This window comes from Phycisphaerales bacterium (genome assembly GCA_020852515.1).
Lineage (GTDB): Bacteria > Planctomycetota > Phycisphaerae > Phycisphaerales > UBA5793 > UBA5793.
In genome coordinates this window covers 155,006-177,366 of record JADZAS010000025.1, presented here as the reverse complement: position 1 = coordinate 177,366, position 22,361 = coordinate 155,006, and the positions used below count along the sequence as shown (strand labels likewise).

Sequence of the window (22,361 nt, the reverse complement as noted above, 5' to 3'; positions counted from 1 at the left end):
TCGGACCGACAGCCTCAATCCCTCCCAATCCCCAGCGCCAGTCGGCAGAACATCTCGACGCCCAGGGCGATTGAATCGTCGTTGAAATTGAACCGCGGCGTGTGCACCATGGGGTACGGCTCATCGGGGCGGCGCTGCTGGCCGAGCAGGAAAAAGCACGATGGCACCTCGTTGCAGTAGTACGAGAAATCCTCGCCGCCCATGCACGGCACGGGATACAGCGTCGCCCGCTCCTCCCCCACCGCCTGCCGCGCCACTTTGAAGAACGCCTCGACCGCACCCGCATCATTTCGCGTCACCGGATATCCCTGTTCCCACTCAATCTCTGCCACACACCGGTGGATCGCAGCCACGTTCAGCGCCGTTTCGTAGAAGCGCGTGCGGCCGAATCGACGCATCTCGTCGGTCAGCGTGCGCATCGTGCCGGCGATCTCGACTTCCTCGGGAATGACGTTGTACGCGCTGCCGCCGTGGAACTTAGTGACTGAAATGACCATCGATTCGAGCGGATCGACGTTGCGGCTGACGATGCACTGCAGCGCCATGACCAGTTCAGACGCCGCGACGATGGGGTCATGCGAGAAGTGCGGGCTCGCGGCGTGACCCATCTTGCCGCGCATCGTCACGGTGAAGTGATCCGTCGCGGCCAGCAGCGGGCCCGGACGCGTCGCGACTGTTCCCAGCGGCAGCACGGGCCAGCAGTGCAGGCCGAACATCTCGCCAATGCGCGGCCCGAGCACCTGGTCCGTCAGGCAGCCGTCTTCGACCATGCGCCGGCCGCCCGCCCCGCCTTCCTCGGCCGGCTGAAAGACGAACTTCACGCTGCGGGGCAGTCCGTCCTCCTCGGAAAGCCGTTTGAGCACGCGCGCAGCGCCGAGGCAGATCGTCGTGTGCCCGTCGTGGCCGCAGGCGTGCATGACGCCCGGAGTGGTGGACCGGTACTCGATCTCGTTCTCTTCGACGATGGGCAGGGCATCCATGTCGGCGCGCAATCCGATAGCGTCACCATTGCCGCTGCCGGGCACATGCGCCAGCACGCCGGTTCCGCCCGCGAGATCGCCGACGAACTCGATGCCCGCCGCAGCGAGTTCCTCGCGCACGCGCCGACTGGTGCGCCGCTCTTCGTACTTAAGTTCAGGGTGGGCGTGCAGGTCGTGGCGAAATCTGATGAGGTAATCGAGATCCTGGGCGATCAGTTCAGAGACACGGCTCGCAAGGCTGGTGGTGTTTGTGGCCATGTGGGCATTGTACTGCACCCGATTCCTCCACCCAACCGAGTGGGCGCGCCCGACTGTGTTGTGGATCGACGAGCTGGCCGATGTAGAGCACAAACCGCACGATGTGCCCGGCTATCCTTATCGGCCCTGCCCCGGCAGGATCGTGCGACTGGATGGGAACGCTTCGATCGTGATTCATACCGCTCTGACCATGCTCGCGCAGGCCGGCGACCAGCCCCCGGCGCCTCCGTCGTGGCAGGCGTGGGCCACGGTCGGCGTCATCCTGCTCATTCTCGTCATGCTCATCTGGAATCGCGTGAGCACCGATGTGCTCATCGTCGGCGGTGTAACGCTGCTGGTGCTCATGGGCATTCTGACGCCGAGGGAAGCGGTGGCGGGCATGGCCAATGAGGGCATGCTGACCGTCGCAGTGCTCTTCGTGGTCGTCGCCGGCCTGCAGGAGACCGGCGGGGTGACGTGGCTGGGACAGCGCCTCCTCGGCCGGCCAAAGAACATCATCGCGGCGCAGATGCGGCTCATGATCCCCGTGGCCGGCTTCAGCGCGGTCATGAACAACACGCCGCTCGTGGCAATGCTGATCCCCGCCGTCTCCGAATGGGCCAAGCAGCATCACCTGAGCGTTTCGAAACTCATGATCCCGCTCAGCTACGCCGCGATCTTCGGCGGCACGTGCACGCTGATTGGCACGAGCACGAACCTCGTTGTCGCCGGCCTGTGGCTTGAGAGTTTCCCGGAGCGCGAGCCGATCGGTATGTTCGACATCGCCTGGCTCGGCGTACCGTGCTGTGCCGTGGGCATCACCTATCTGCTCGTGTTCAGCCGGTGGCTGCTGCCTGACCGCAAGCCGCCGCTGAGCCCGCAGGACGACCCGCGCGCCTACACGGTGGAGATGACCGTGGACGCAAACGGTCCGCTTATCGGCAAGACCATCGAAGAAGCCGGACTGCGGCAACTCACGGGCCTGTTCCTCGCCGAAATCGATCGCCAGGGACAGGTGCTGCCCGCCGTGGGGCCGCAGGAGCGGCTGTTGGCCGGCGACCGCCTCGTGTTCGTGGGCATTGTGGATTCCATCGTCGACCTGCATCGCGTTCGCGGTCTCACTCCCGCGAGCGACCAGGTGTTCAAACTCGACGCGCCGCGAGTCCAGCGTTGCCTCATCGAAGCGGTGGTCTCCGACACCTGCGGCCTGGTGGGCAAGACGATCCGAGACGGCCAGTTTCGCACGGTGTACAACGCCGTGGTCATTGCCGTGGCCCGCAACGGCGAGCGCATCAAGAAGAAGATCGGCGACATCGTGCTTCGCGCCGGCGATACGCTGCTGCTCGAAGCGCATCCGAATTTCGCCGAGCAGCAGCGCAACAGCCGCGACTTCTACCTCGTCAGCAAGATCGAGAACTCCAACCCGCCGCGACACGAGAAGGCCGTGCTGGCGATGCTCATCCTCGTGGGGATGATCGCCGCGATTACCCTGCTCGGCGTGCCGGTTCTCGTCGGCGCCATGACCGCGGCGGGACTGATGATCATCACGCGCTGCGTGCCGGGCAATGTCGCGCGAAAGAGCGTGGACTGGCAGGTGCTCGTAGTGATTGCCGCGTCCTTCGCGTTGGGCAACGCCCTTGAAGTGACCGGGGCCGCGCAGTCAATCGCTCACACTCTCGTCGGGCTGGCGTCGGACAACCCGTGGGCCACGCTCATCATCATCTACGGCGTGACGATGCTCTTTACGGAATTGATCACAAACAACGCTGCGGCGGTGCTCATCTTCCCGATCGCCCATTCAATCTCGCAGCAGTTGAATGTGGATTTCACGCCATATGCCATGTCGGTCATGATGGCGGCGTCCGCGAGTTTTTCGACGCCCATCGGCTATCAGACCAACCTCATGGTGCTCGGACCGGGCGGGTACAAGTTCACTGACTACTTCCGCGTGGGCATCCCGCTGAACCTCACGATGTGGGCGATCACCTCGTGCCTGGCGCCGGTGATCTGGCCGTTCCACCAATGATCGCGGCCGCTCGACGGCTCAGTTTCACCTGCCACGGGAAAGGCGACTGGGCGTCCGCCTCGCAAAGGCGTGTCCCGGTGCTCCCGCCAGGTCGCGCGTGATTCTTCTCATGGCGGATCGAATCCGCCGGCGCTTCAAGTTCAGATCGATTCGGCCGAACGCGCGGCCCGGCGGCGATACGCGCTGCCGCCGATCACCCCGATCAGACCCAATCCGCCCAGCCAGATTGGCGCCGGCAGCGGAATCATCACGAGTTGATCCTGCAGCGCCGTTCCCGACGGATTGCCGCCGCTCATGCCACTCCAGAGATTGGCGATGCGCACGTTGCCGATCGTGTCGCCCCACGTGCCGCCGTCCACGAGATTGACCTCGTCATCCGCAAGATCGACCCAGGCTTGCGCCTGCACATCGCCGCCGAGGCTCGCGATCTGTTCCTGGAGAAACCAGATGGCCAGTTGCAACGACGTAGCGCTCGCGTTGGCGTTGTAGGTGTAGCCGCTGAGCGATCCCTGCACAAACTGAGTGTAGAGGAACGCCGTCTGGGCCTTGAGAGGCACGCCGGTGTGGACCGATTCGGTGTTGAGGAAGGCATGAGCCGTCTGGCCGTACCCGACGTGCTCATTCTTCTCGACGCAGAAGGTGATGAACTGGCTGGCGCCGAGGCCGCGGCTCGCATCGCCCTGACCTGCGGGCGTGAAGTTCAGCGAGACATTGGTCCAGGCGAACTCGCCGCCCGTGCCGTTGCCGGCAAGAAGCGAATCGAATCGCATTTTTCCGGCGTACACCGGCCCGGCTTGCACCTGGGTGACGGCTGTGAGAGCAGTGAGCGCCATGGCGGCGCAGAGCGAACGCAACTTCATCTTCTTCCTCTCCTCGGAGTCCTGGCGTGCTGCAGGACTGGTCTTGCTTCCGATCCCCGTGCCGAGCCCGGTCTGGCGGAGTCGGCCCCACCTGAACCATCAGGCGGTGACCACGTCTACGCGCGCCACCCCGGGAAAGGGCTTAGAACGCGCTCGTCTGCAAAGGCAGGTCGCCCGGCGACGAAGTCAGCCGGCGCGACCGGTGTCTCTCTTCCCACGCAGCAGCCTTAAGAACTGTGCTGGCAAGAAGTTAGTTTGTGCCCAAGTGCCCGATTGTCAAGGGAATCGCAACGAAATATGAGCGATTTGCTCGGCAATTCGCCAAAAGTGGCGAACCGGCTCGGTTTATCGGAGCCAGCGTGAAGCGGCTCGGCCACCGTCATGGGTGAAGCACGGCGACAAGCCTGTGGCGGGCTGATGCAACTGCTTGACCTCGCCACCTGCACAACAAGTAACCTGGCGCGCATCGAATAAGGCATGGCCGGGCGCAAGGGCCGGCACGCCGGCGCGAGCCGCGGGGCTGCTCGTCAAGCTGCCTGATTGCTGGCCGAAGGCTCGAGAAGATTCTTGATGGATTCCACAAGCGTTGATTCGAGAAGTGGGATTCGAAGCTGCTTGTGCTGCCGCCGCATGAGCCGGGCGTCGAGCTGAGCCGCGCCCTCCGGCAGCAGGATCAGCAGCGGCAGCCCGCTGACGCCTTCCTCACGCTCCAACTGCCCCAGGCGGTCGAGCAGCATCGGAACTGCTTCCGGCGAGGACGCGTGCACAATGGCCAGGTTCGGGGCTTCGTACACTCCGTCCCCAAGCTGGCCGCACCAGATGCGGATCGGATCGAAGACCGGCTGTTCGGAGACCACCAGCGGATGGAATTCACCGGGCAGTTGTGCGCGAACCTCTTCACGCGCATCGGCCCAGGCGCCACCGGATGATTCGGCCAGCAGCGCCAGTTTGAGTTCGCTCGTCTCATTCGACGCGGTCTCTACGACATTCGAGATCGCTTCGCCATCCAGCCCGAGCGCACCGCAGTATTCAGCGATCGGATAGAGCACGCGATTGCCGCTGTCACCAATCAGCAGTGCGTGGCAGAGCCGGTCGGCGAGAGCCAGCGCCACCACTTCGTTGGAGCGCTTGGGCGCCATGTGCTGAATGTCTGCGACGGGCAGGTGGTGAAACACGACCGGATCGATCAGTTCCTTCGGGAAGTGCCAGGCATGCAGCAGCCGGTCCATCACCTCGGCGTGAGTCACCATGAGCAGACGAGACTCGACCTGCTCGAGCGGCAGGCCGAGGTTTCGGGCCGTTTCAAGCACCTGGCCATACGTTTCGCCCAGTTCCTGCATGAAGAGCAGCCGGCCGAGGTCGTGCACGAGGCCCATGGTGAAGGCGAGTTCAGATTCCTCCTCACCGCGATGGCGTGCAAGTTGAGCGGCGATGATGCCGCAGCCGATCGAGTGCTCCCAGAATCGGCCGATGTTTACATCGCCGCAGAGATTCGTCGCGCCGAACTTCTCGATGACGTTCAGATTGAGCATGGCCTGGCGCACGGCGGCAATGCCGAGGCGCGCCACGGCCTTGTCGAGCGTGTCGACCAACTGGCCCCGACTGAACGCGACTGAGTTCGCCAGTCGAAGGATCTTGATCGCCACGGCGGAATCCTGCCTGATGACCTTGGCGATGTCCTCGGCGGTGCTGCTTTCCTGTTCGGTGAGTCTGATCACCTTCGAGACGGTCGGCGACAGCGCATGCAGTTCTCCCGTGCCGTCAATTCGATCGTACATCTCCGACCGCTTGAGCAGAGGTCGCATCGTCTTGAGGCGGGCGGCCGGGCTGTCGAGCGTTTCACGGTCCGCCTCACGGGCGTCATCAGTGGACTCGGCCGGCGTGCGCGACTTGGTCGCGCCGGTGACGGCGCCGCCGGCGGCCTCACAATCCCCGGGGGGCTGAGAGGGTTGCTCCAACGCAACGGCGCGCTCGGCGAGCACCGTCTTGACGCGGGCGATGAGCTGGTCGATCGAGAACTGTGTCTTGAGCAGGTAATGCTTGGCGCCGAGTTTGGCGGCGCGAATCACGTAGTCACGGTCGGCCACGGCGGTGAGCAGAATCACGGGCAGATCGTGCAAGCGAGGATCACCTCGCATCACTCCCAGCACGCTCAGCCCGTCCATGCCCGGCATGGCGAGGTCGAGCAGGACAAGATCCGGAGGCTGGTTGCGGGCAAGTCGAAGCGCGGCGTGTCCGTCTCCGGCGGTACAAACATCGAAGCCGCGCGAACGCAAGGCAGCGGCGATGGGCTCGCGGAAGAGTTCCATGTCGTCAACGAGCAGTATCGCCGTCATGCGGCCCGCCTTTCACCTTCGCGCCGGATGCGCCGTGACCCGCGCATCGGCCGCTCGAGATCCGCTCTGAGACTCGCAGTGAAGACCGTGCCCTTTCCGGCGTCGGACGCGACGGTCAGTTCGCCTCCGTGGACGTCAACGATGGCCTTGCAGATGGCCAGGCCCAGTCCGGTTCCCTTCACATAATCTGACCCAAGCGCGCCGGCGCTGAGAACGAACGCATCGCCGAGTTTCGACACGACCTCCTCCGAGATTCCAGTGCCGGAGTCTTCGACGCGCAATTCGACCCATGAGCGCCCGCCTTCGAGGTACTGCCGGGTGCGCAGCTCGATGAACCCATCGTGCGTGAATTTCGCGGAGTTGCTCACCAGATTGAGAACAAGCCGCTGGATGGCGTTCGCATCGCCGCGGAGGTGCAGGTTCTCCCGCTCGTGCCGGCATCGCAATTCGACCCGCCCGTGAGCGACCAGGGGACGCAGCACGTTTAGCGCCGCGTCACAGGCCTCGGTGACGTTGACCGGCCCCCAGCACCACATTGATCGTCTGCTGTTGAGCCGCGCGGCTTCGAGCATGTTGTTGACGAGCTCGGCCATTCGGATGACTTCGTTGTGCAGGGCGTGCAGGAAAACGTCCCATTCAGCGGACTCCTTCGCCTCCGGCGAGAGCAGAAACTCCGTCGTGGCCCGAAGCGCCGCCAGCGGCGTGCGCAGCTCGTGTCCCACGATCCCCAACACGCGCTCGGCCTCGCGAACGGCTTCGCGCAGATGGCGCCGCTCCCGCTGCGCGAGCTGAACGCGCTTGCGCTCGTGCGCGAATTGCATGCTGCGCACCAGGACCGCACCATCCATTTCGTCTTTGCGGAGGAAGTCCTGGGCTCCGAGTCGCAACGACTCCAGCCCGATCTCGGGCCGGTCCGAGGCAGTGACAACCACGATCGGAACGTCACGAGCCGCGCGGGCCATCGTCCGGACGGTCGTCAGCCCGACGGAGTCGCCGAGTGTCAGGTCGAGTAGGACGACATCGGGCGGGGTCTTCTTCAGCGCCGCCAGCGCGGCCGCAACGGAGTCGGCCGACTGCACCTTGAACTCGAACCCGCTGCGTTCGAGCAAGTGTTTAACCAGCCGTATCTGCCCTGGGTCGTCTTCAACGATGAGCACCTTCATACGTCGAATCCAGTTTGCTCTTTGATGAGCCGCGAAGGTCCGAACGCTTCGACGGCCGCTCTTGCCTGCTCCGCTTGATCTGGGCACTCGTGGACTCGCTTCCCCCGACGACCTTGGTCGGAAAGGACCCGCCCCGCGAATATCGGTCGATTCGCCTCGCCGATGCACCTGATGATGCAAGATCTCCCGTTCGATTCTGCGCCGGCTTCGGTCAGATCGGGGATATGGCGCTTCACCTTTACTGCCTGTTGTTGCGACGTCGAGGGCGGGGCATATCGGGCAGGGAGTGGGCTCGACGGCCGGCACTTCGAGCGGCCGTTTTGGCTCGGGGCCATGTCCGGCAGCGCAGAAAAGTGAACCAGCGCCGAGGTCCGGCCCCGGCGCTGGGAAGTGTGAATCAAAGAGATGGATGATCAGAGCGGCGCAGCGGCGGATCGGCGGCTCTTGCGCGCCATGACGAACACGCCAGCCAGACCCGCGAGGCCAAGACCGAGCGGCGCCGGCAGCGGGATGTTTTGTGGGCCCTCGGACATGTATGAATCGCTCTCGCCCAGCGGCAGATCGATCACGTGGAAAGCAACGCGCAGCGACGGCACCTGCGAGTTATAGCCGGGATCGCCGTTGGTCTTGAGCAAGCCGTTGGCCAGGGCGGAAATGATTTCGTTGAAGTCGATGCCTGTCTGGAGGTTGAACACCACGCGCAGCCACTCGCCGGGATTGATTCCATTCTCCGGCTTGGGGTTGTCCGCGTTCACCGAAAACGACTGCGTGCTGTCGAAATCGTTGATACCCGGCGGGTCGTGGGGCGCGCCGGCGTCATGACCGAATTCCACGCCACCGCCGTGGGTCATCGAGTGGAAGGAACTGAAGACGGTGCCATCTTCGAAGTAAATGTTGGCGATGGACGCGGAGGAGCCGCCGAGGAAGTTCTCGAAGAGCAGGCCGACCTGGCCAGCGCCCACTCCGTCATCGCTCGCCGTCATCTTGAACTGCGAAGAAAGATCGAGGTAGTTGTTCGTGCGATTGGAGAACGAGTACGAAACGGAATCCGCCCAAGCCACCGGCGCGATCAGGATCGTGCCTAGACCGGCGCAGAGCAGGCGCATTGCTGAAGGGGTCATCACCATCTGTCTCTCCTCGACTTCGGTCCCGGTCGCGAGCGGCCGCCCCGCCACCAGGGAGGATTAACCGGTCGCCGCCGGAGGTAAAGAATACTTCATCTCCCCGACATACGCAAGCATTCAAACGCCAATTACGAAAAAATCGCCAGATTTTGTCCGGCGCGTGGGGAGCCGCGCCCGGGGCCACGCCTCCGCGTGAATGCAGGCATGGCCAGTTCGTCCGATAACGTCCGCCGCGGGTGAAACGTGCGAACCACCAAAGCGCCGCCAGAGCGGTCTCTGTTCGATGCGACTGGCCAACCGTGCGGCGAGTAGTTACCTCACGCGTCGGCCAATGGCATGATGTGCCGGCGCTATTCAGCGAACCGTGTGTGCCCGCGTGCGTAAAATGGATGTTGACATCTGCATTAATGACGCTCCCGCCCAACGGCTTATGGCTGCACGTTCGCCGCCGCGCCTCCCGTGTCCTGCACGTGGTGCAGCCACCTGTACCTGGAGAGACTCAATGAAAGCCCCTTGCCTGATTCTGTTGGTTGTGTCGCTTTGCACCTCCTCTGCCTTCGCCCAGACCCCGCTCTACGACCAGCCGCTGTTCAACACCGGCGGCACGCTGCGCCCGAGCCAGTTGTGGCAGGACCCCAACGGCAATGACTCGGATCTCGATGCCATCGCGTGGGAAGACTTCACACTGCCTGCCGACGCGACCATCACCCGGGTGCACTGGATCGGCGAGGCGGCGCCAGTGCACGGATTTCGCATCGGGTTCTGGAACCAGGACCCGAACACGACTTCGATCCAGCCGGATATCTTTACCGGCCCGTTTGATGAGCATGACTACCCGAGCGTGACGCAGACGGCGATCGGCAACGGGCTGTATTCGCTCGAAGTGCAGATCGCTCTGCCGCAATCCTTGCTCGCCGCGACGCGATATTTTGTCTCGATCATCGGCCTGACGCCGCAGCCCTATCTGCAGTGGAAATGGGCGCAGGGGATCGGCCCGGGGACGGGTACGTTCTACTGGCAGCGCGCCGACGGCGGCCGCTACACGCGCCTGGGCGATGAGCGCGCGGTCACGCTGCTGGGCCTGAGCCACGTCCCCACACTATCCGTCTCACCTGACCCGCTCGTCGCCGGCCAGAATGGCACGTTCACCGTGGACTTCATGACGCCTGCGACGCGCACGTATCTCATCTACAGCCTGCGCGGCGTGGGGAGCACGTATGTGGGCCAACTCAATGTCACGCTCGATCTCGCCCAGCCGCAACAGGCCGGGACGTTTAAGACGACCAACAGCAACGGCCACGCCGTGTGGGCGCTACCCATCCCGCCCGGCGGGCGCGGCCACAACATCTGGTTCCAGGCAGCGCAGTACGGCATGACGACCAACGTCGTCGCGACGCGGATGCAGTGAATCACCTGTTTCGTCAGGGAGCGCTTTCGCGAGTTGCGTAGCGCGCCTTTGTCGGCGTACCGCATTCGGGACAGATGCCGGTCGTGTTGCCGCGCAAGTTGTAGCGGCAGACACGGCAGCGACCGCGCATGGGTTTGCCTCAACTCTCAGGGTCTGTTGCTCACTCGCAGATCCGCGATCACCGCGCGATGATCCGATCCGACGTCTGGGCCGACTCGCCGCGATGTCGCGTGAACGGCGCTGCTCACCAGCACGTGGTCGATCGGGATGCGCATGAGCCAGTTTGACGCGGGCCAGGTGCGCTGGAGGCCGTGGCCGCGCGAGGTGTTGTGGAGGTGGCCGTTTCGGAGCAGATCGGCGAAGGCAGGCGACCAGGGTGTGATGTTCAGATCGCCTGCGACGATGGTCGGAAGATCGCTGCGCGCGGCTTCCGCGGCGATGAGACCGAGTTGTTCGTTGCGCAGCGCCAGGTAACGCGAACTGACCGGCGGCAGCGGGTGCGTGCCGATGAAACGCAGCTCGCCGCCGGGCGCGTTGATCCGCGCGATGAGCGTCGGGACGGCCGTCTCGGTCATCGGCTCGATGCGCGGCTCGAGCAGTTCAAACCGGCTCCACAGCGCGATGCCGAAGTTGTCGCTCCGCGGACTTGAAATGTGATAGGGATATGACGCGTCGAGCGGCCGCATCTGCACCATCCAGCGTGCATTGACTTCGAGCAGCAGCACCACATCGGGCTGCTCGGCCTCGACGAGCGAGAGCACCTGCGCGAACTGATCATTGGCCGTGTTGACGTTTTGGCTCAGTACTCGCAACGATGGTCTCGATTCGACCGCCGCGAGCGCTGCGTAGCGTGCAGGCATGACATAGGGCCAGACGGCGACCACATCCATCATGCCCACGGCGGCAGTGAGAATCGCCAGGCGCCGCGAGCGCAGCGCGAGCAGAGTCGCAGCGCCCGCGAGCAGCAAAAGCGCATACTGCACGCGAAAGTGGGACATGAGTTCGAAGATGAGCCCATGCCGGCCGAGATGTCCGAGCAGGCTCGCGGCAACGACGCCGAGCCCGGCCAGGTGCACGCACACGAGGAGCGCCGTCCGTGCGGTGCTGCGGATCTTTGGATGATCCGGGGTGGTCTCGGTGGTCACGAGGCTCCCTTCGCGTGCGGTGCGCCGCACTCCGGACAGCGCGAGTCGCCTGCAATGCCGCGGCGGTCGTAGCCGCAATTGATGCAGAGTCCGCGGCGCGACCGGCGCCGGGTGCGCGTGCGACGATGCAGGCGCACCGGCCCAAAGGTGAGCAGCCAACAGCAGGCAGCAAAGAAGGCGGTGTTCGTGATCAGGCCGGGCCAGTTGATGCGCGTCGGAATCTCCTGCCGCCAGCCTTCGGGGAGCCAGTCCTTCTTCACCTGCATGATCCCGGTGGAATCGAGCGTGCGAAAGGTTGGTGATTTTGGAAATGAACTGAAGCCGATCTCGGCGACTTCGAGCCTTCGAATCGCGAAACATAGCAGCGGCCAGCCAGTGTAATGCTCCATCGACTGGAGATCGCGCTGCGGATACTGCTTGCGCAGCGCATCGAGCGGATCGCCGCGGTGGTGGAGCGACATGCTCGGAAGCAACTGGAGCAGGCGTGCCTCAGGAGTGTCTTCCGGAAGAAAAGAGAGGTCAAGGCCGGGCCACGGATTGGATTCGTAGTATTCCGTGACGCGCACCTCGCCGCGGCGTATGTACGCCCGCGCCTCGTGTCGGAATGATTCGCCGTAGACGCGCGACCAGACGACCGGTTTCGCCTGCGGCTGAAACATGAACTGCGGCGCCGGCACCTCCGGCCGTGCGGCGAGCCACCACGCCACGCCGACGTTGACGACCGCGCCGATCACGAGGTAGACGAGAATGGGCAGGATGAATCGCCGCATCGCCGCTCAAGCGTAGCCGCTGCCGCCGTCCGCCTGCGCACCGGGCAGGTCACCGTGGTACTCCCCCGCTACGCTCATGCGATGGTCAGGCAGCCGAAAACCCGGATGCGCCGCGTGCGGAACGCCGTCATCCGCTGGTCGATTCTGCTGCCGCTCATTGCGTTCTTTCTCTGGAGCACGGGCTGCATGGAGCGGATGTTCTATTACCCGCAGGTCGGACTGACGCCGGTCACCGAGGCGCCGCCTGGGAGCGAAGCGGTGGAGTTTGCTTCGGCCGACCGCACCCGCCTCTTCGGCTGGTTCATCCCGGCGCGCGGCGCGACGACGGCCGAGCAGCGGCGGCAGCACGCAACGATTCTGCACGTGCACGGCAATGCCGGCAACATCCTCAGCCACGCCTATTTCACCGAACACCTGCCGCGCGCGGCCTTCAACGTCTTTCTCTTCGACTTCCGAGGTTATGGCCAGAGCGAGGGAGCGGCGCAGCATCGTGACGATCTCATTGCCGACACGAACGCCGCGCTCGATGCGCTGCTGTCGCGCGATGATGTCGATCCGGCGCGGATCGGGATGTACGGCCAGTCGCTCGGCGGGGCGATCGGCCCGAACGTCATGGCGCAGCGAAGCGAGATCCGCTGCGCGGTGTTCGAGTCGCCGTTCTCGAGTTGGCGCGACGCCGCAGCGAGCGCGGTGGGAGGCGATCCGCCGTTTTTCGGCGCCGCATGGCTGGCGGCCATCTGCATTCCCGATCATGCGCGACCTGTGGACGCCATCGCGCACATCGACCGACCGATGCTGCTGCTCCATGGCGATGCGGATGTCGTCGTGCCGGCCAGCCACAGCCGCCGGTTGCAGGCTGCGTCAGCGGGCCACGCAGAACTCATCATCCTGCCCGGCGGCGGGCACAACACCTTGCGCGAAAGCCACCCGCAGATCGACCAGATGATGGTCGACTTCTTCAGCGCGCATCTCGGCGCCGAGCGGTAGTCGTCAGGCCGGGCCGAGTGCGTTCAGTTTGATCGAGGCACGGCGCCGTTGCCGGTGCGCTCGATGCTGACCTGCACGGTTTCTTCATCGGACGCGCACATCGTGCCGCGTTCGTCTTCGAGAAGATCGGCGAGCGTGTAGGAGTGCAACTGCTCGTGCAGCACTTCGATGGCGCGATCGATGCTCGCGTGCAGCGCGCACAGTCGGCCTTCGTGTTCGACGCGGCCCAGCGGGCAGCGGTTGATGCGATCGAGCGGATCGATGACGCGCACCAGATCGAGCAGCGTGGTCCTCGTCGGGTCGCAGGCGAGACGGAACCCGCCCCCGCGGCCGCGCTGGGCCCGAACAAACTTCGCCCGGCCGAGTTGCTGGAGGATCTTCACGGCGTAGTCGGGCGAGACATCGGTGCGCCGTGAGAGCTGTTCGCTGGTCAGAGGCCGGCCTTCAGCTTCGGCCAGGGCGATCATCATGCGCAGGGCGTATTCAGCGGTGGTGGAAAGCATGTCCGGCCCCCGAGGGTAGGAAGTCATGTGAGTATACCGGCGAAATCGGACAAATGAATCTGCTTTATCCCACTTCCCCCGCTTTGGCAGCCACTTCGGGGATTCTGCCCCCAATCCCGCTGGCGGGCCGGGGTGAGCCCTCAATTGCCGCTGGAGCCGACCCTGAATTGAGTCGTTGGGTGCGCTGACCAACTACGCTTGCCAACCGGGTCGGCTGAAATGCCGCCGCCCTCTGGAGACGCCTTGGCCACCGACGTTCGACTCAAAGTGCTTCCCCGCGTCGAGCAGCGCGGCCACCGCTACGTCTGGCTTCGCTATCTCACGCAGGCCATCACCATCGGCATCCTGTTCGTCATCCCTCTCTCAGGCCTGGCTCGGGTCGATCTGTACAGCGGCCAGCACCGGATGCTCTACCAGGAAGCGACCTTCAAAGAGGGGCTCGCGGCGGTCATCCTCGGGATCGCCGCGCTGTACATCGTTACGTTTCTGATCAATTTCGCCTGCGGGCGGATGTTCTGCGGCTGGGGCTGCCCGGTGGGCTTTCTCAATCGCCTCGCCGACGTGGCAAACCTCAAGCCTGACAAGCGTTACGCGCGCTGGAGGCGCTGGCGCGATCTGGCCGGGCCGCTGGGCCACAGCGCTCTGCTCGTGGTCTCGTGCATGCTGTGGTGGACCAGCCCTGCTGCGTTCGTGGCGTTCGATTCGCCCGAGGCGCTGGCGTGGGTGTGGGGACTTTCGCTGGGCGCGATCGCGGCGCTGGCTTCGCTGGGCTGGTGGTGGCGCTGGGGCTTTTGCATGCGAGCCTGCCCCATCGGGCTCTACTACTCGTTCATTGCACCGAGCAAGGAGTTTGGCATCTACTTCCGCGAGGCGACCAGCGATGGCCAGAAGGACGCCTGCCTGCACTGCAACGCGTGCATCAAGGTCTGCCCCGTTGATCTCAACCCAATGGACCTGGCCCAGCCGATTGCAGCGCGCGGCGGCGTGAGCGTCGCCGATGCACCGGCCAACAACCACTGCCTCAAGTGCGGCGACTGCATCCAGGCGTGCGAAATGATGATCGACCTCGCCGCAGCCCGGCGCGGCATCACCGAAGTTCCGCTGCAGTTCGGCTTCTACAAGGGCGAACAGCGAATCGGGCGGGTCGCGCCTGTCGTGCGGGACACCGCCGATGCGAGTTCACCGCGTGATGCTTGATCTTCGCCGCTGAAGTGCAGAGTATTGGCGGCGGCCCATCCTGTTCGGAGCGCCGCCGGCGCGATCCGTTCACCGGCAACTCACGGATGATTTTTACCAGTTTCGCCTACGTGTACTTCCTGGCGTTCGTCGTGGCCGGATACTGGCTGCTTCGGCGAAGGATGTGGCAGAACATGCTGCTCCTGATCGCCAGTTATGTCTTCTACGGCTACGTGCACCCCTGGTTCTGCTACCTGATCGCAGGCTCGACCGTTCTTGACTACCTGTGCGGGCTGGGCATGCAGCGTTTCCCGGCGCAGCGCAAGTGGCTCCTGTTGGCGAGTCTCGTGGGTAACCTGGGAATGCTGGGCGTCTTCAAGTATTTCGACTTCTTCGCAGACAACTTCGCCCTTGCCGTGCACGCTCTTGGATTCCAGATGGACCCCATCGCCGTGCGGCTGTTCCTGCCCGTCGGCATTTCGTTCTATACCTTCCAGACGCTCAGTTACACGATCGACATCTATCGCGGCGAGATGGAGCCGCGCCGCAATTTCATCGACTTCGCTCTGTTCGTGTCGTTCTTTCCACAACTGGTCGCCGGACCGATCGAGCGAGCCACGCACTTTCTACCGCAGATCGAAAGCGAGCGCAAGTGGTATGCCGACGTCTTCATCTCCGGCTGGCCGCTGATCATTCGCGGCTACCTCAAGAAGCTCGTCATTGCTGACAACGTATCGGTCTATGCAGACAAGGTGTACATGCTCGATCATCCCACGGCCCTGCTGCTGGCTGCGGGTACACTGGCTTTTGCCGTGCAGATCCTCGCAGACTTCTCGGCGTACACGGATATTGCGCGCGGATCGGCGCGACTGCTTGGCTTTGAACTCATGGAGAACTTCGATTCGCCGTACCTGGCCGTCTCACCATCGGACTTCTGGCGGCGGTGGCACATCTCCTTCTCCACGTGGATTCGCGACTACATCTACATTCCTCTGGGCGGCTCGCGGGTGAAGACTGCGACAGCCGGCGCGGTGATCGTGCTGATATCGATGGGCCTGAGCGGCCTGTGGCACGGCGCCGCATGGCACTTCGTGGCCTGGGGCATTTACCACGCCATCCTGCTCATCGTCTATCGACAGTTCGGCTTCTCCGGCCGGTGGAAACCAGCGACGCGCCTGGGGCTCCTGGTCTCCTGGGCGCTGATGTTCTTTCTTACCCTCACCGGATGGGCCATCTTCCGGACGTCCAGCATGAGCTGGCTCGCCGCTGCGGCGACGGACATGTCAATGGGAATCTCCGGAGATTCACTCGTTGCCGCTTTGGCGATAACGGCGCTCGTCGGACTCTATTCTTCGCCGCTGATCGTCTCTCTCATCCTGTCCCGCCGAAAGGAAAAGTCGGGGCCGGTGTCGGCGGTGGCATATGCGTTGGCGATCTGCATCATCGTGCTCTTCGCGCAGGAGAGCGGACAGGATTTCATCTACTTCCAGTTCTGAGAACGAGACGTGCGACACCCCATCCTCAGTCTGATGCTCTTTGCAGCGACGATCGGGATCGTCACGCGATATGTGCATCTGCCGGCTCCACCGATCAGCGAGCGAGCCGTACGCGACGCCCAGCTCAGACGCGAAACGCTTGAGTTGGAACGGCCCCAGGTCGTGCTGCTGGGGAATTCGATGCTCGGACACGGAGTCAACGTCATCCACTTCGCGATGCGCACTGGTCTCCCGATCGTGAAGATTTGGGATGGCGGCGTGATGTCCGCCTGGAACTACATGACGCTCAAGAACCTGATCATCCCAAGTCCGGGTAAGCCGGAACTGGTCATCGTGTTCTTCACCGATCACTACATCACCGAACCGACGTTTCGCGTGGACGGAGTGTACCGACCCTGCATCGACGTCCTGCGCCATACCACCGAGCCGGTGCTCGATCGGCTCGCATACGGACAGAACCGCGATCCGCTCGACTACCTGGTCAGCGAGCACTGGTCGCTTCCGCGGCAGCGGCCAATCGTCAAGCCGCTGGTCGAGAACTGGGTCAAGAGACAGGTGGGCGATGCGCTCGACCTGGAAGGGACCGACGCGGTCAACGCAGCGATCGCACGCACCTTTGCCGATCACAACCTCAACAAGGAACTCTTCGGCCAGGCGCAACTCAAAGCGATGGGAACGAAGTCCAGCGACCGCAAAGCTTTCTCGGCTCTGGTCGAACTCTCGTTCCTGCCCGCCGAACTCGAGATCGCTCGCAATGCCGATATCCGTCTAGTGTACGTCCGCATCAAGCGCGTGCTGGACGCGGAGGCGCAGGAGGCCGGAGAGCCTTCGCACGACAGCCCTTACCTGACGCAATACATGACCGACCTGCGGAGCTACCTCGAATCACAGGGCGCCGGCTTCCTCGACTTCAGTACAGATCTTGAACTCAAGGTGGAACACTTCGCGGACGGTGATCACCTGGGCTTTGAGGGTCGGCTGATCTTCACCCGACTCCTTGCCGAGCGCTTGCGAGGCCAGCTCCCCTCCCCGAAATCGTCGCGCACTCCATTCGCAGAACTGCGAGATCTCGAGCAACCTGTTGTGCTTAAAGGCCCCTTTCAGGCCAAGCCGCCGTTCGCATGGATGGCTCCCGCGTCGGAATTCAAGGATTACGCAAACGGGCCTGGAGACCCATACCGATCGATTCTCGAGGTCTTCGAAGACGGTGTGCCTCTCGGACCCTCCGTCGCCCGCACCTCCGAGGTTGCTGACAACGGTGCCGGCCGATTCACGCACTGGCAGAACTCCATTTACTTCTCGTCTTCAGACGGCACCGACCCGAATACGAACGGCCGCACCTACACGATCCGGTTCCGCATTCCCCGCTGATGGCTCCAGCTCCGCTGTGTGCAAACCCCGAACCAGGCGCCATGCAAAACAGGGAAATCAACCCGGGGTGGATCGCTTGAATCGAGGCGATAGATCGACAATCATCGCACATCTGCGAGGCTGGTAGACCAATCCACAGCACACGCTCAACCGATGCCGCACCGGAGGCTGCCGTTCATGAATGAACGCGACGACCTGCTCCGCGAACTTGACTTTCACGTGGCTCAAGCGCATCGCCTGCGCGATCAGATCGACAGCGCTGTCGCGCACGACTGGAGGCCGAGCGGGTTCTACACGCTGTACCACATCATGGCGGGCATCACAATCGGCGGCGTTTCAGCCGCCGTCAGCCTGCTGTGGAACGTGCTCGGCGCCACGCTCATGCTGCCCGACAAGCATCCGCTGCGCATCATCCAGGTGTATCTCACGTTCGGCATGGGCGAAGAGGCGCTGGACCTGGAGCCCGGACCAAACCGCGGGCTGTTGCTCTTTGCCGGCTCAGTCCTCTACCTCGCGACCGGCGCTCTCTTTGGCATCCTGCTTCAGTTTATTCTGCAGGGCTTCTTCAGCCGCACCGGCGCGATGGTGCGGGCGCTGATCTGCGCCGCGTTCGGCGCGGGGCTGTGGGCGCTGAACTTCCTGGTGCTCCTGCCGTGGATTCAGCCGGCCGCGTTCGGCGGCAACTGGATCGCGGACGAGACGCCGTGGTACGTCGGGTTGTCAACCCATCTCGTGTTCTCGATGTCTTACTTCCTCTTCTCATCGTGGGGCCGCTTCGATCGGGCCCGCGTGCTGGCGCCGTGGGTGGATCCGGCGCGCCGCGGACAAGCTGAGGAAGAGTGATGGACCGCCCGGCGCCGACCTTCAATGCCCGCTCAATCCGGATGCAGATCATGACCAAACCGTTGGCTTTGCTGAGTGTTTGCTCGCTTGCGTGTGCGGCGATCATCGGTTGCTCGCGCGACACGCGACCGACCGAGACGATCGCCACCATGGACGAATTGCCCTCGGAGATTCGAGATGCCGTGCTCGAGTCGCCGGACCTCAAGCTGGGATTCGCCGTTTATTCGCGCAACTGCGTGGGTTGCCACGGCATCAAGGGTGACGGCGCCGGCCCGGCCGCCGACCGGCTGACCATCGCGCCGCGCAATTTCACCACCGGGGTGTTCAAGTTCCGCTCGACTCCCAACGGGCAATTGCCCCTCGACGAAGACCTGCACCGCACGATCAAGCTGGGGCTCAAGGGCAGCTCGATGCCCGCATTCGAATTCATGCCCGAGCGCGAGCGCAGCGCGGTTATCGCCTTCATCAAACTTTACTCGCCGAAGTGGAAGACGGAGATTCAGAATCGCCAGCGCGTCATTCTGCCCAGCGCCGCCCCGGACAACCTGCTGACGGAAGAGCGCGTTTGGCGCGGCCGCTATGCGTACGTCGGCATGGGCTGTCAGCACTGCCACGGTATGACCGGGCGCGGCGATGGGGCCAGCGCGTTCGCCCTGCGCGACGACTGGAACAACCCGGTGCGTCCGTACAACTACCACCGCGGCGCGCCCAAGGGCGGCGCCACGCCCATGGACATCTACCGCACCTTTCGCACGGGCGTGACGCCGATGCCCAATTACCAATCGAGCACGCTGGGCCTGGTGACTCGCGACCTCAAGCCGGCCGTGTTCGGTTCGCTCGTGCCCGAAGAGCAGGCGCTCATCGCGCCCTATGTCGATTCACTGCCGACCCAGGCGGAAGTCGAGCAGTGGTCGATGACCGCGCCCGAACGCTACGAGCAATACAGCGACGAACGCGCGTGGGATCTGGTGGCATACACGCTCTGGCTGCGCGAACAGAGCAAGCCGGTCGGTGAGCACAGCGCAGCGATCTGGCCGGAGCGCCGACGCGCCGACGCCGAAGAGTCCGCGGCACAGCCGCCGGCCGACGGCGGAACGGAAACTGCACCCGCACAAGAAACGACGACACCGGACAAGAGCGGTTCGAACGGCAACTGAACTGCCGGCATCCATGCATCTTTCTCGACGGAATACAGCCGCATGACCCAGACAGCGACAACTCCACTCATCCGACCCACCGTCGTCACCAGTCGCGGCGAGACGCGCGTTCTGGTTGACACGACTTCGGCCAAACTCCACTTCATTGCAGCGGTCGCGTGGATCGGCGTGGGCATCGTCGCCGGCCTGCTCTACTCGTTCGTTTTCCTGCGGCTCTACCCGCACGAAGGCATCGAGGTGCTCAGTGCCGGTCGCATCCGGATGATGCACACGAACCTCATGGCGTACGGCTTTCTGACCAACGCGTTCATCGGCATGCTGCACTGGGTCGTGCCGCGCCTCACTGGTGAACCCGTCCTCAGCCACGCGCTGTCCAAGCTCATCTGGATCGCGTGGAACGCCATCGTGGCGGCCGCCATGTGGGGGATTCTCACCGGCCAAGCGCAGGCGATCGAATGGGGCGAAACGCCCTTCTGGTCTGATCATCTCGTCGTCGTCGGCGTCGCGCTGGTCGTCATCAACTTCACGTGGTCGATTATCCGCTCGCGCGAGAAGTCGATGTACGTGACGCTGTGGTACTTCACGGCCGCGTTCGTCTGGACGCCGCTGGTCTACATTATGGGCAACTACCTGCCCCAGACGCTCGTGCCCGGCACGGGCGGCGCGGCGCTCGTGGGGCTGTACATCCATGACCTGGTCGGCCTGTTCGTCACGCCGATGGGCTGGGGACTCATGTACTTCTTCGTCCCCGTGATCTCCCGCAAGCCGATTTACTCGCACGCGATCAGCCTGGTCGGCTTCTGGGGTCTGGCGTTCTTCTATCCGCTCAACGGCGTGCACCACTTCCTCTGGTCGCCGATTCCGATGTTCGCGCAGTACGGCGCGGTGATCTCGACCATCGCCGTCGAGATCGTCGTCACCACGGTCGTGATCAACTTCGTCCTGACGATGCGCGGCGAGTGGTATCGCCTGAGAGAGTCGATCGCGCTGCGCTGGTTCATGGTCGGCATGACGTGCTACTTCATCACCTGCTTCCAGTGCGCGTTCCAGACGACGCTCACGATGCAAAAGGTCATTCACTTCACCGACTGGGTTGTCGGCCATTCGCACCTGGTCATGTTCGGCGTCTTCTCATTCTGGATAGCCGGCGTCATCGAGCACCTCTGGCCCAAACTCACCGGCCGCGAGTGGTGGTCGCGCCGCCTCAACCTCTGGCACTTCTGGCTCTGGACGCTGGGCGTCGCGCTCATGTTCACCGATCTCACCATCATCGGCGTGGTGCAGGGGCTGCTCTGGGACAGCCTGCGGCCGTGGGAGGAGTCGATCCGCTACTCCGAAATCGGCTGGTTCTTCCGCATGATCTCAGGCTGGATGATCCTCGTCGGCTTTGTCTGCCTCGCGGTGAACATGCTCATGTCGTTTGTCTCCCGGCAGGATCACGTGGACACCGTGTACGCCGGGCAATTCCCCGAGGCCGCCCCAACGGGAGTGAATGGCTAAATGGAACGATTCAATTTCATTTTCATCGTTGCAGGCATTCTGTTCTTCACGCTCGCGTTCGTCATCATGGGCGCCCTGCCGCTGGCGCAGTACCAGGGCATCGACGTGGTCAGCATGGATCAGATCGCCACGAACATCCCCTACCAGTTCGATGAACTCGCCCGCGACTATCCCGAAGCGTTCGAAAAGGCCTTCGGCACGACGGAGCCGACCGCGGAAGCGTTCAAGGAGGCGCTCGAGGCCGGCAGGCAGGCCTACATCGCCGAAGCCTGCTGGCACTGCCACACGCAGCAGATTCGCCGCATCGATCCAAACGACGGGACCGAAGTCGGTCACGACGTGAGTCGCTGGGCCCCCGACACGCGCCTGGAATCTGAAGCCGACGAGTACCACAACGCGATGAACTATCCGCACCTGTTCGGCACCCGCCGCGTCGGGCCGGACCTCATTCGCAGTTCAGGGCGGCACAGCAACGACTGGCATCTCGCGCACCTGTGGAACCCGCGCGAAACCTCCCCGTACTCGGTCATGCCGCCTTACACCTGGTTCTTTGATGACGATCAGGGCAAGGTGCCCAACGCGCGCGGCCTGGGAATGGTGACCTATCTGCAGTGGCTTGGATCGTGGCACACCCAGTTTGCACCAAGTGAATACGAAGACCTGCCCCGGATTCACTTCGACGAATCCTGGTACCCACCCTACGTGCCGCCGGAAGTGCAGCCGGGCGAAGATGGCGATCCCTACGCCGAAGAAGATCCCTACGGCAGCAGTGAAGAGGACTATTGATGCGCACCGAACACCCTGAAAATCCGCCGACCTCCCGCGCCGCGCCCCGAGCGAGACAGAAGAACCCGCTTTGGGTGTGGATCTTTGTCTGGTCCATTATCGTGCTGGCCGGGGGAGGCTTCATCTTCAAACTCATCGAGTTCACGCTCGCATGGTCGCACGGAGGCGCCGCCGCGTTTGCGATCGTACCGGTGGTTTCGTACCTGGCCGTCGCAGCAGGGTTCCTGTGCGTCTTCGCCTGGTCGTTCAACCGCGGCGAGTACCGAGACGTCGAACGAGCCAAATATCGCATGCTTGAACTGCAGGATGAAATCGATGCGCGAGGAGGTCGCCAGTGAGAGTGTTCCGTCGTCACCTGGCGCATACCTACGAGGGATATCACTTCCCGTGGTTTCTCACGTTGATGTGGATCACGTTCTTCACGGCTGCGATCATCTACCTCGTGCGCTTCCTGCTGCTCAGCGGGCCGGACTGAGCGAGGACGATGGGGCGA

The 22,361-nt window shown here is 63.6% G+C and carries 20 protein-coding genes; 12 read left to right on the top strand and 8 right to left on the bottom strand.

The genetic code is table 11. The annotated features are described in order from the left end of the window. Positions 1-14 precede the first annotated feature (14 nt). Positions 15-1,238, bottom strand: a complete 1,224-nt coding sequence (locus tag IT430_16780; protein ID MCC6909596.1) for an amidohydrolase — start codon at positions 1,236-1,238, stop codon at positions 15-17. Between the two features lie 169 nt (positions 1,239-1,407). Between IT430_16780 and IT430_16775 the strand changes: the two genes are divergently transcribed. Next, positions 1,408-3,243: an SLC13 family permease gene (locus tag IT430_16775; GenBank protein ID MCC6909595.1), complete on the top strand. Its 1,836-nt coding sequence runs from the start codon at positions 1,408-1,410 to the stop codon at positions 3,241-3,243. A 140-nt stretch (positions 3,244-3,383) separates the two neighbouring features. Here the strand turns inward: IT430_16775 and IT430_16770 are convergent, their stop codons facing one another. The 4 genes from IT430_16770 to IT430_16755 all read right to left on the bottom strand — a co-directional run bounded on the left by IT430_16770 (position 3,384) and on the right by IT430_16755 (position 8,729). Beyond that, a complete protein-coding gene (locus IT430_16770; protein ID MCC6909594.1) occupies positions 3,384-4,103 on the bottom strand; it encodes a hypothetical protein in 720 nt (239 codons plus the stop codon). Positions 4,104-4,630: 527 nt separating this feature from the next. Beyond that, a complete protein-coding gene (locus IT430_16765) occupies positions 4,631-6,439 on the bottom strand; it encodes an HDOD domain-containing protein (GenBank protein ID MCC6909593.1) in 1,809 nt (602 codons plus the stop codon). Further along, positions 6,436-7,602 carry a hybrid sensor histidine kinase/response regulator gene (locus IT430_16760; GenBank protein MCC6909592.1) on the bottom strand — a complete coding sequence of 389 codons (1,167 nt, stop codon included), beginning with the start codon at positions 7,600-7,602 and terminating at the stop codon, positions 6,436-6,438. Before IT430_16760 ends, IT430_16765 begins: the two co-directional genes overlap by 4 nt. Before the next feature lie 413 nt (positions 7,603-8,015). Beyond that, a complete protein-coding gene (locus tag IT430_16755; protein ID MCC6909591.1) occupies positions 8,016-8,729 on the bottom strand; it encodes a hypothetical protein in 714 nt (237 codons plus the stop codon). 499 nt (positions 8,730-9,228) lie between these two features. Here IT430_16755 and IT430_16750 point away from each other — a divergent pair, with 499 nt between their 5' ends. Beyond that, entirely contained in the window at positions 9,229-10,134 is a 906-nt protein-coding gene (locus IT430_16750; GenBank protein ID MCC6909590.1) for a hypothetical protein, read from the top strand. A gap of 146 nt (positions 10,135-10,280) precedes the next feature. Here IT430_16750 and IT430_16745 read toward each other — a convergent pair whose 3' ends face one another. Next, on the bottom strand, positions 10,281-11,279 hold the full coding sequence (locus tag IT430_16745; GenBank protein MCC6909589.1) for an endonuclease/exonuclease/phosphatase family protein: 999 nt from the start codon (positions 11,277-11,279) through the stop codon (positions 10,281-10,283). Next, positions 11,276-12,049 carry a hypothetical protein gene (locus tag IT430_16740; protein MCC6909588.1) on the bottom strand — a complete coding sequence of 258 codons (774 nt, stop codon included), beginning with the start codon at positions 12,047-12,049 and terminating at the stop codon, positions 11,276-11,278. The genes IT430_16745 and IT430_16740 overlap by 4 nt, the downstream gene beginning before the upstream one ends. A 114-nt stretch (positions 12,050-12,163) precedes the next feature. Between IT430_16740 and IT430_16735 the strand changes: the two genes are divergently transcribed. Next, positions 12,164-13,036: an alpha/beta fold hydrolase gene (locus tag IT430_16735; protein ID MCC6909587.1), complete on the top strand. Its 873-nt coding sequence runs from the start codon at positions 12,164-12,166 to the stop codon at positions 13,034-13,036. A 23-nt stretch (positions 13,037-13,059) separates the two neighbouring features. Here the strand turns inward: IT430_16735 and IT430_16730 are convergent, their stop codons facing one another. Next, positions 13,060-13,539, bottom strand: coding sequence for an Rrf2 family transcriptional regulator (locus tag IT430_16730; GenBank protein ID MCC6909586.1), 480 nt, complete (start codon positions 13,537-13,539; stop codon positions 13,060-13,062). Between the two features lie 243 nt (positions 13,540-13,782). Here IT430_16730 and IT430_16725 point away from each other — a divergent pair, with 243 nt between their 5' ends. The 9 genes from IT430_16725 (at position 13,783) to IT430_16685 (ending at position 22,343) form a co-directional block, all read left to right on the top strand. After that, positions 13,783-14,736: a 4Fe-4S dicluster domain-containing protein gene (locus tag IT430_16725; protein MCC6909585.1), complete on the top strand. Its 954-nt coding sequence runs from the start codon at positions 13,783-13,785 to the stop codon at positions 14,734-14,736. 86 nt (positions 14,737-14,822) lie between these two features. Then, positions 14,823-16,211, top strand: coding sequence for an MBOAT family protein (locus tag IT430_16720; GenBank protein ID MCC6909584.1), 1,389 nt, complete (start codon positions 14,823-14,825; stop codon positions 16,209-16,211). 9 nt (positions 16,212-16,220) lie between these two features. Further along, the gene (locus tag IT430_16715; GenBank protein MCC6909583.1) at positions 16,221-17,582 is read left to right on the top strand and encodes a hypothetical protein; all 1,362 of its coding nucleotides are present in this window, start codon (positions 16,221-16,223) and stop codon (positions 17,580-17,582) included. A 177-nt stretch (positions 17,583-17,759) separates the two neighbouring features. After that, positions 17,760-18,425, top strand: a complete 666-nt coding sequence (locus IT430_16710) for a hypothetical protein (protein MCC6909582.1) — start codon at positions 17,760-17,762, stop codon at positions 18,423-18,425. Positions 18,426-18,475: 50 nt separating this feature from the next. Then, positions 18,476-19,582: a cytochrome c gene (locus IT430_16705; GenBank protein ID MCC6909581.1), complete on the top strand. Its 1,107-nt coding sequence runs from the start codon at positions 18,476-18,478 to the stop codon at positions 19,580-19,582. Between the two features lie 42 nt (positions 19,583-19,624). Further along, the gene (locus IT430_16700) at positions 19,625-21,082 is read left to right on the top strand and encodes a cbb3-type cytochrome c oxidase subunit I (GenBank protein MCC6909580.1); all 1,458 of its coding nucleotides are present in this window, start codon (positions 19,625-19,627) and stop codon (positions 21,080-21,082) included. Continuing rightward, positions 21,083-21,868, top strand: coding sequence for a cbb3-type cytochrome c oxidase subunit II (locus IT430_16695; protein MCC6909579.1), 786 nt, complete (start codon positions 21,083-21,085; stop codon positions 21,866-21,868). Further along, entirely contained in the window at positions 21,868-22,206 is a 339-nt protein-coding gene (locus tag IT430_16690) for a cbb3-type cytochrome oxidase assembly protein (GenBank protein ID MCC6909578.1), read from the top strand. The genes IT430_16695 and IT430_16690 overlap by 1 nt, the downstream gene beginning before the upstream one ends. After that, on the top strand, positions 22,203-22,343 hold the full coding sequence (locus IT430_16685) for a hypothetical protein (protein ID MCC6909577.1): 141 nt from the start codon (positions 22,203-22,205) through the stop codon (positions 22,341-22,343). The genes IT430_16690 and IT430_16685 overlap by 4 nt, the downstream gene beginning before the upstream one ends. The last annotated feature ends 18 nt before the right edge of the window (positions 22,344-22,361 follow it).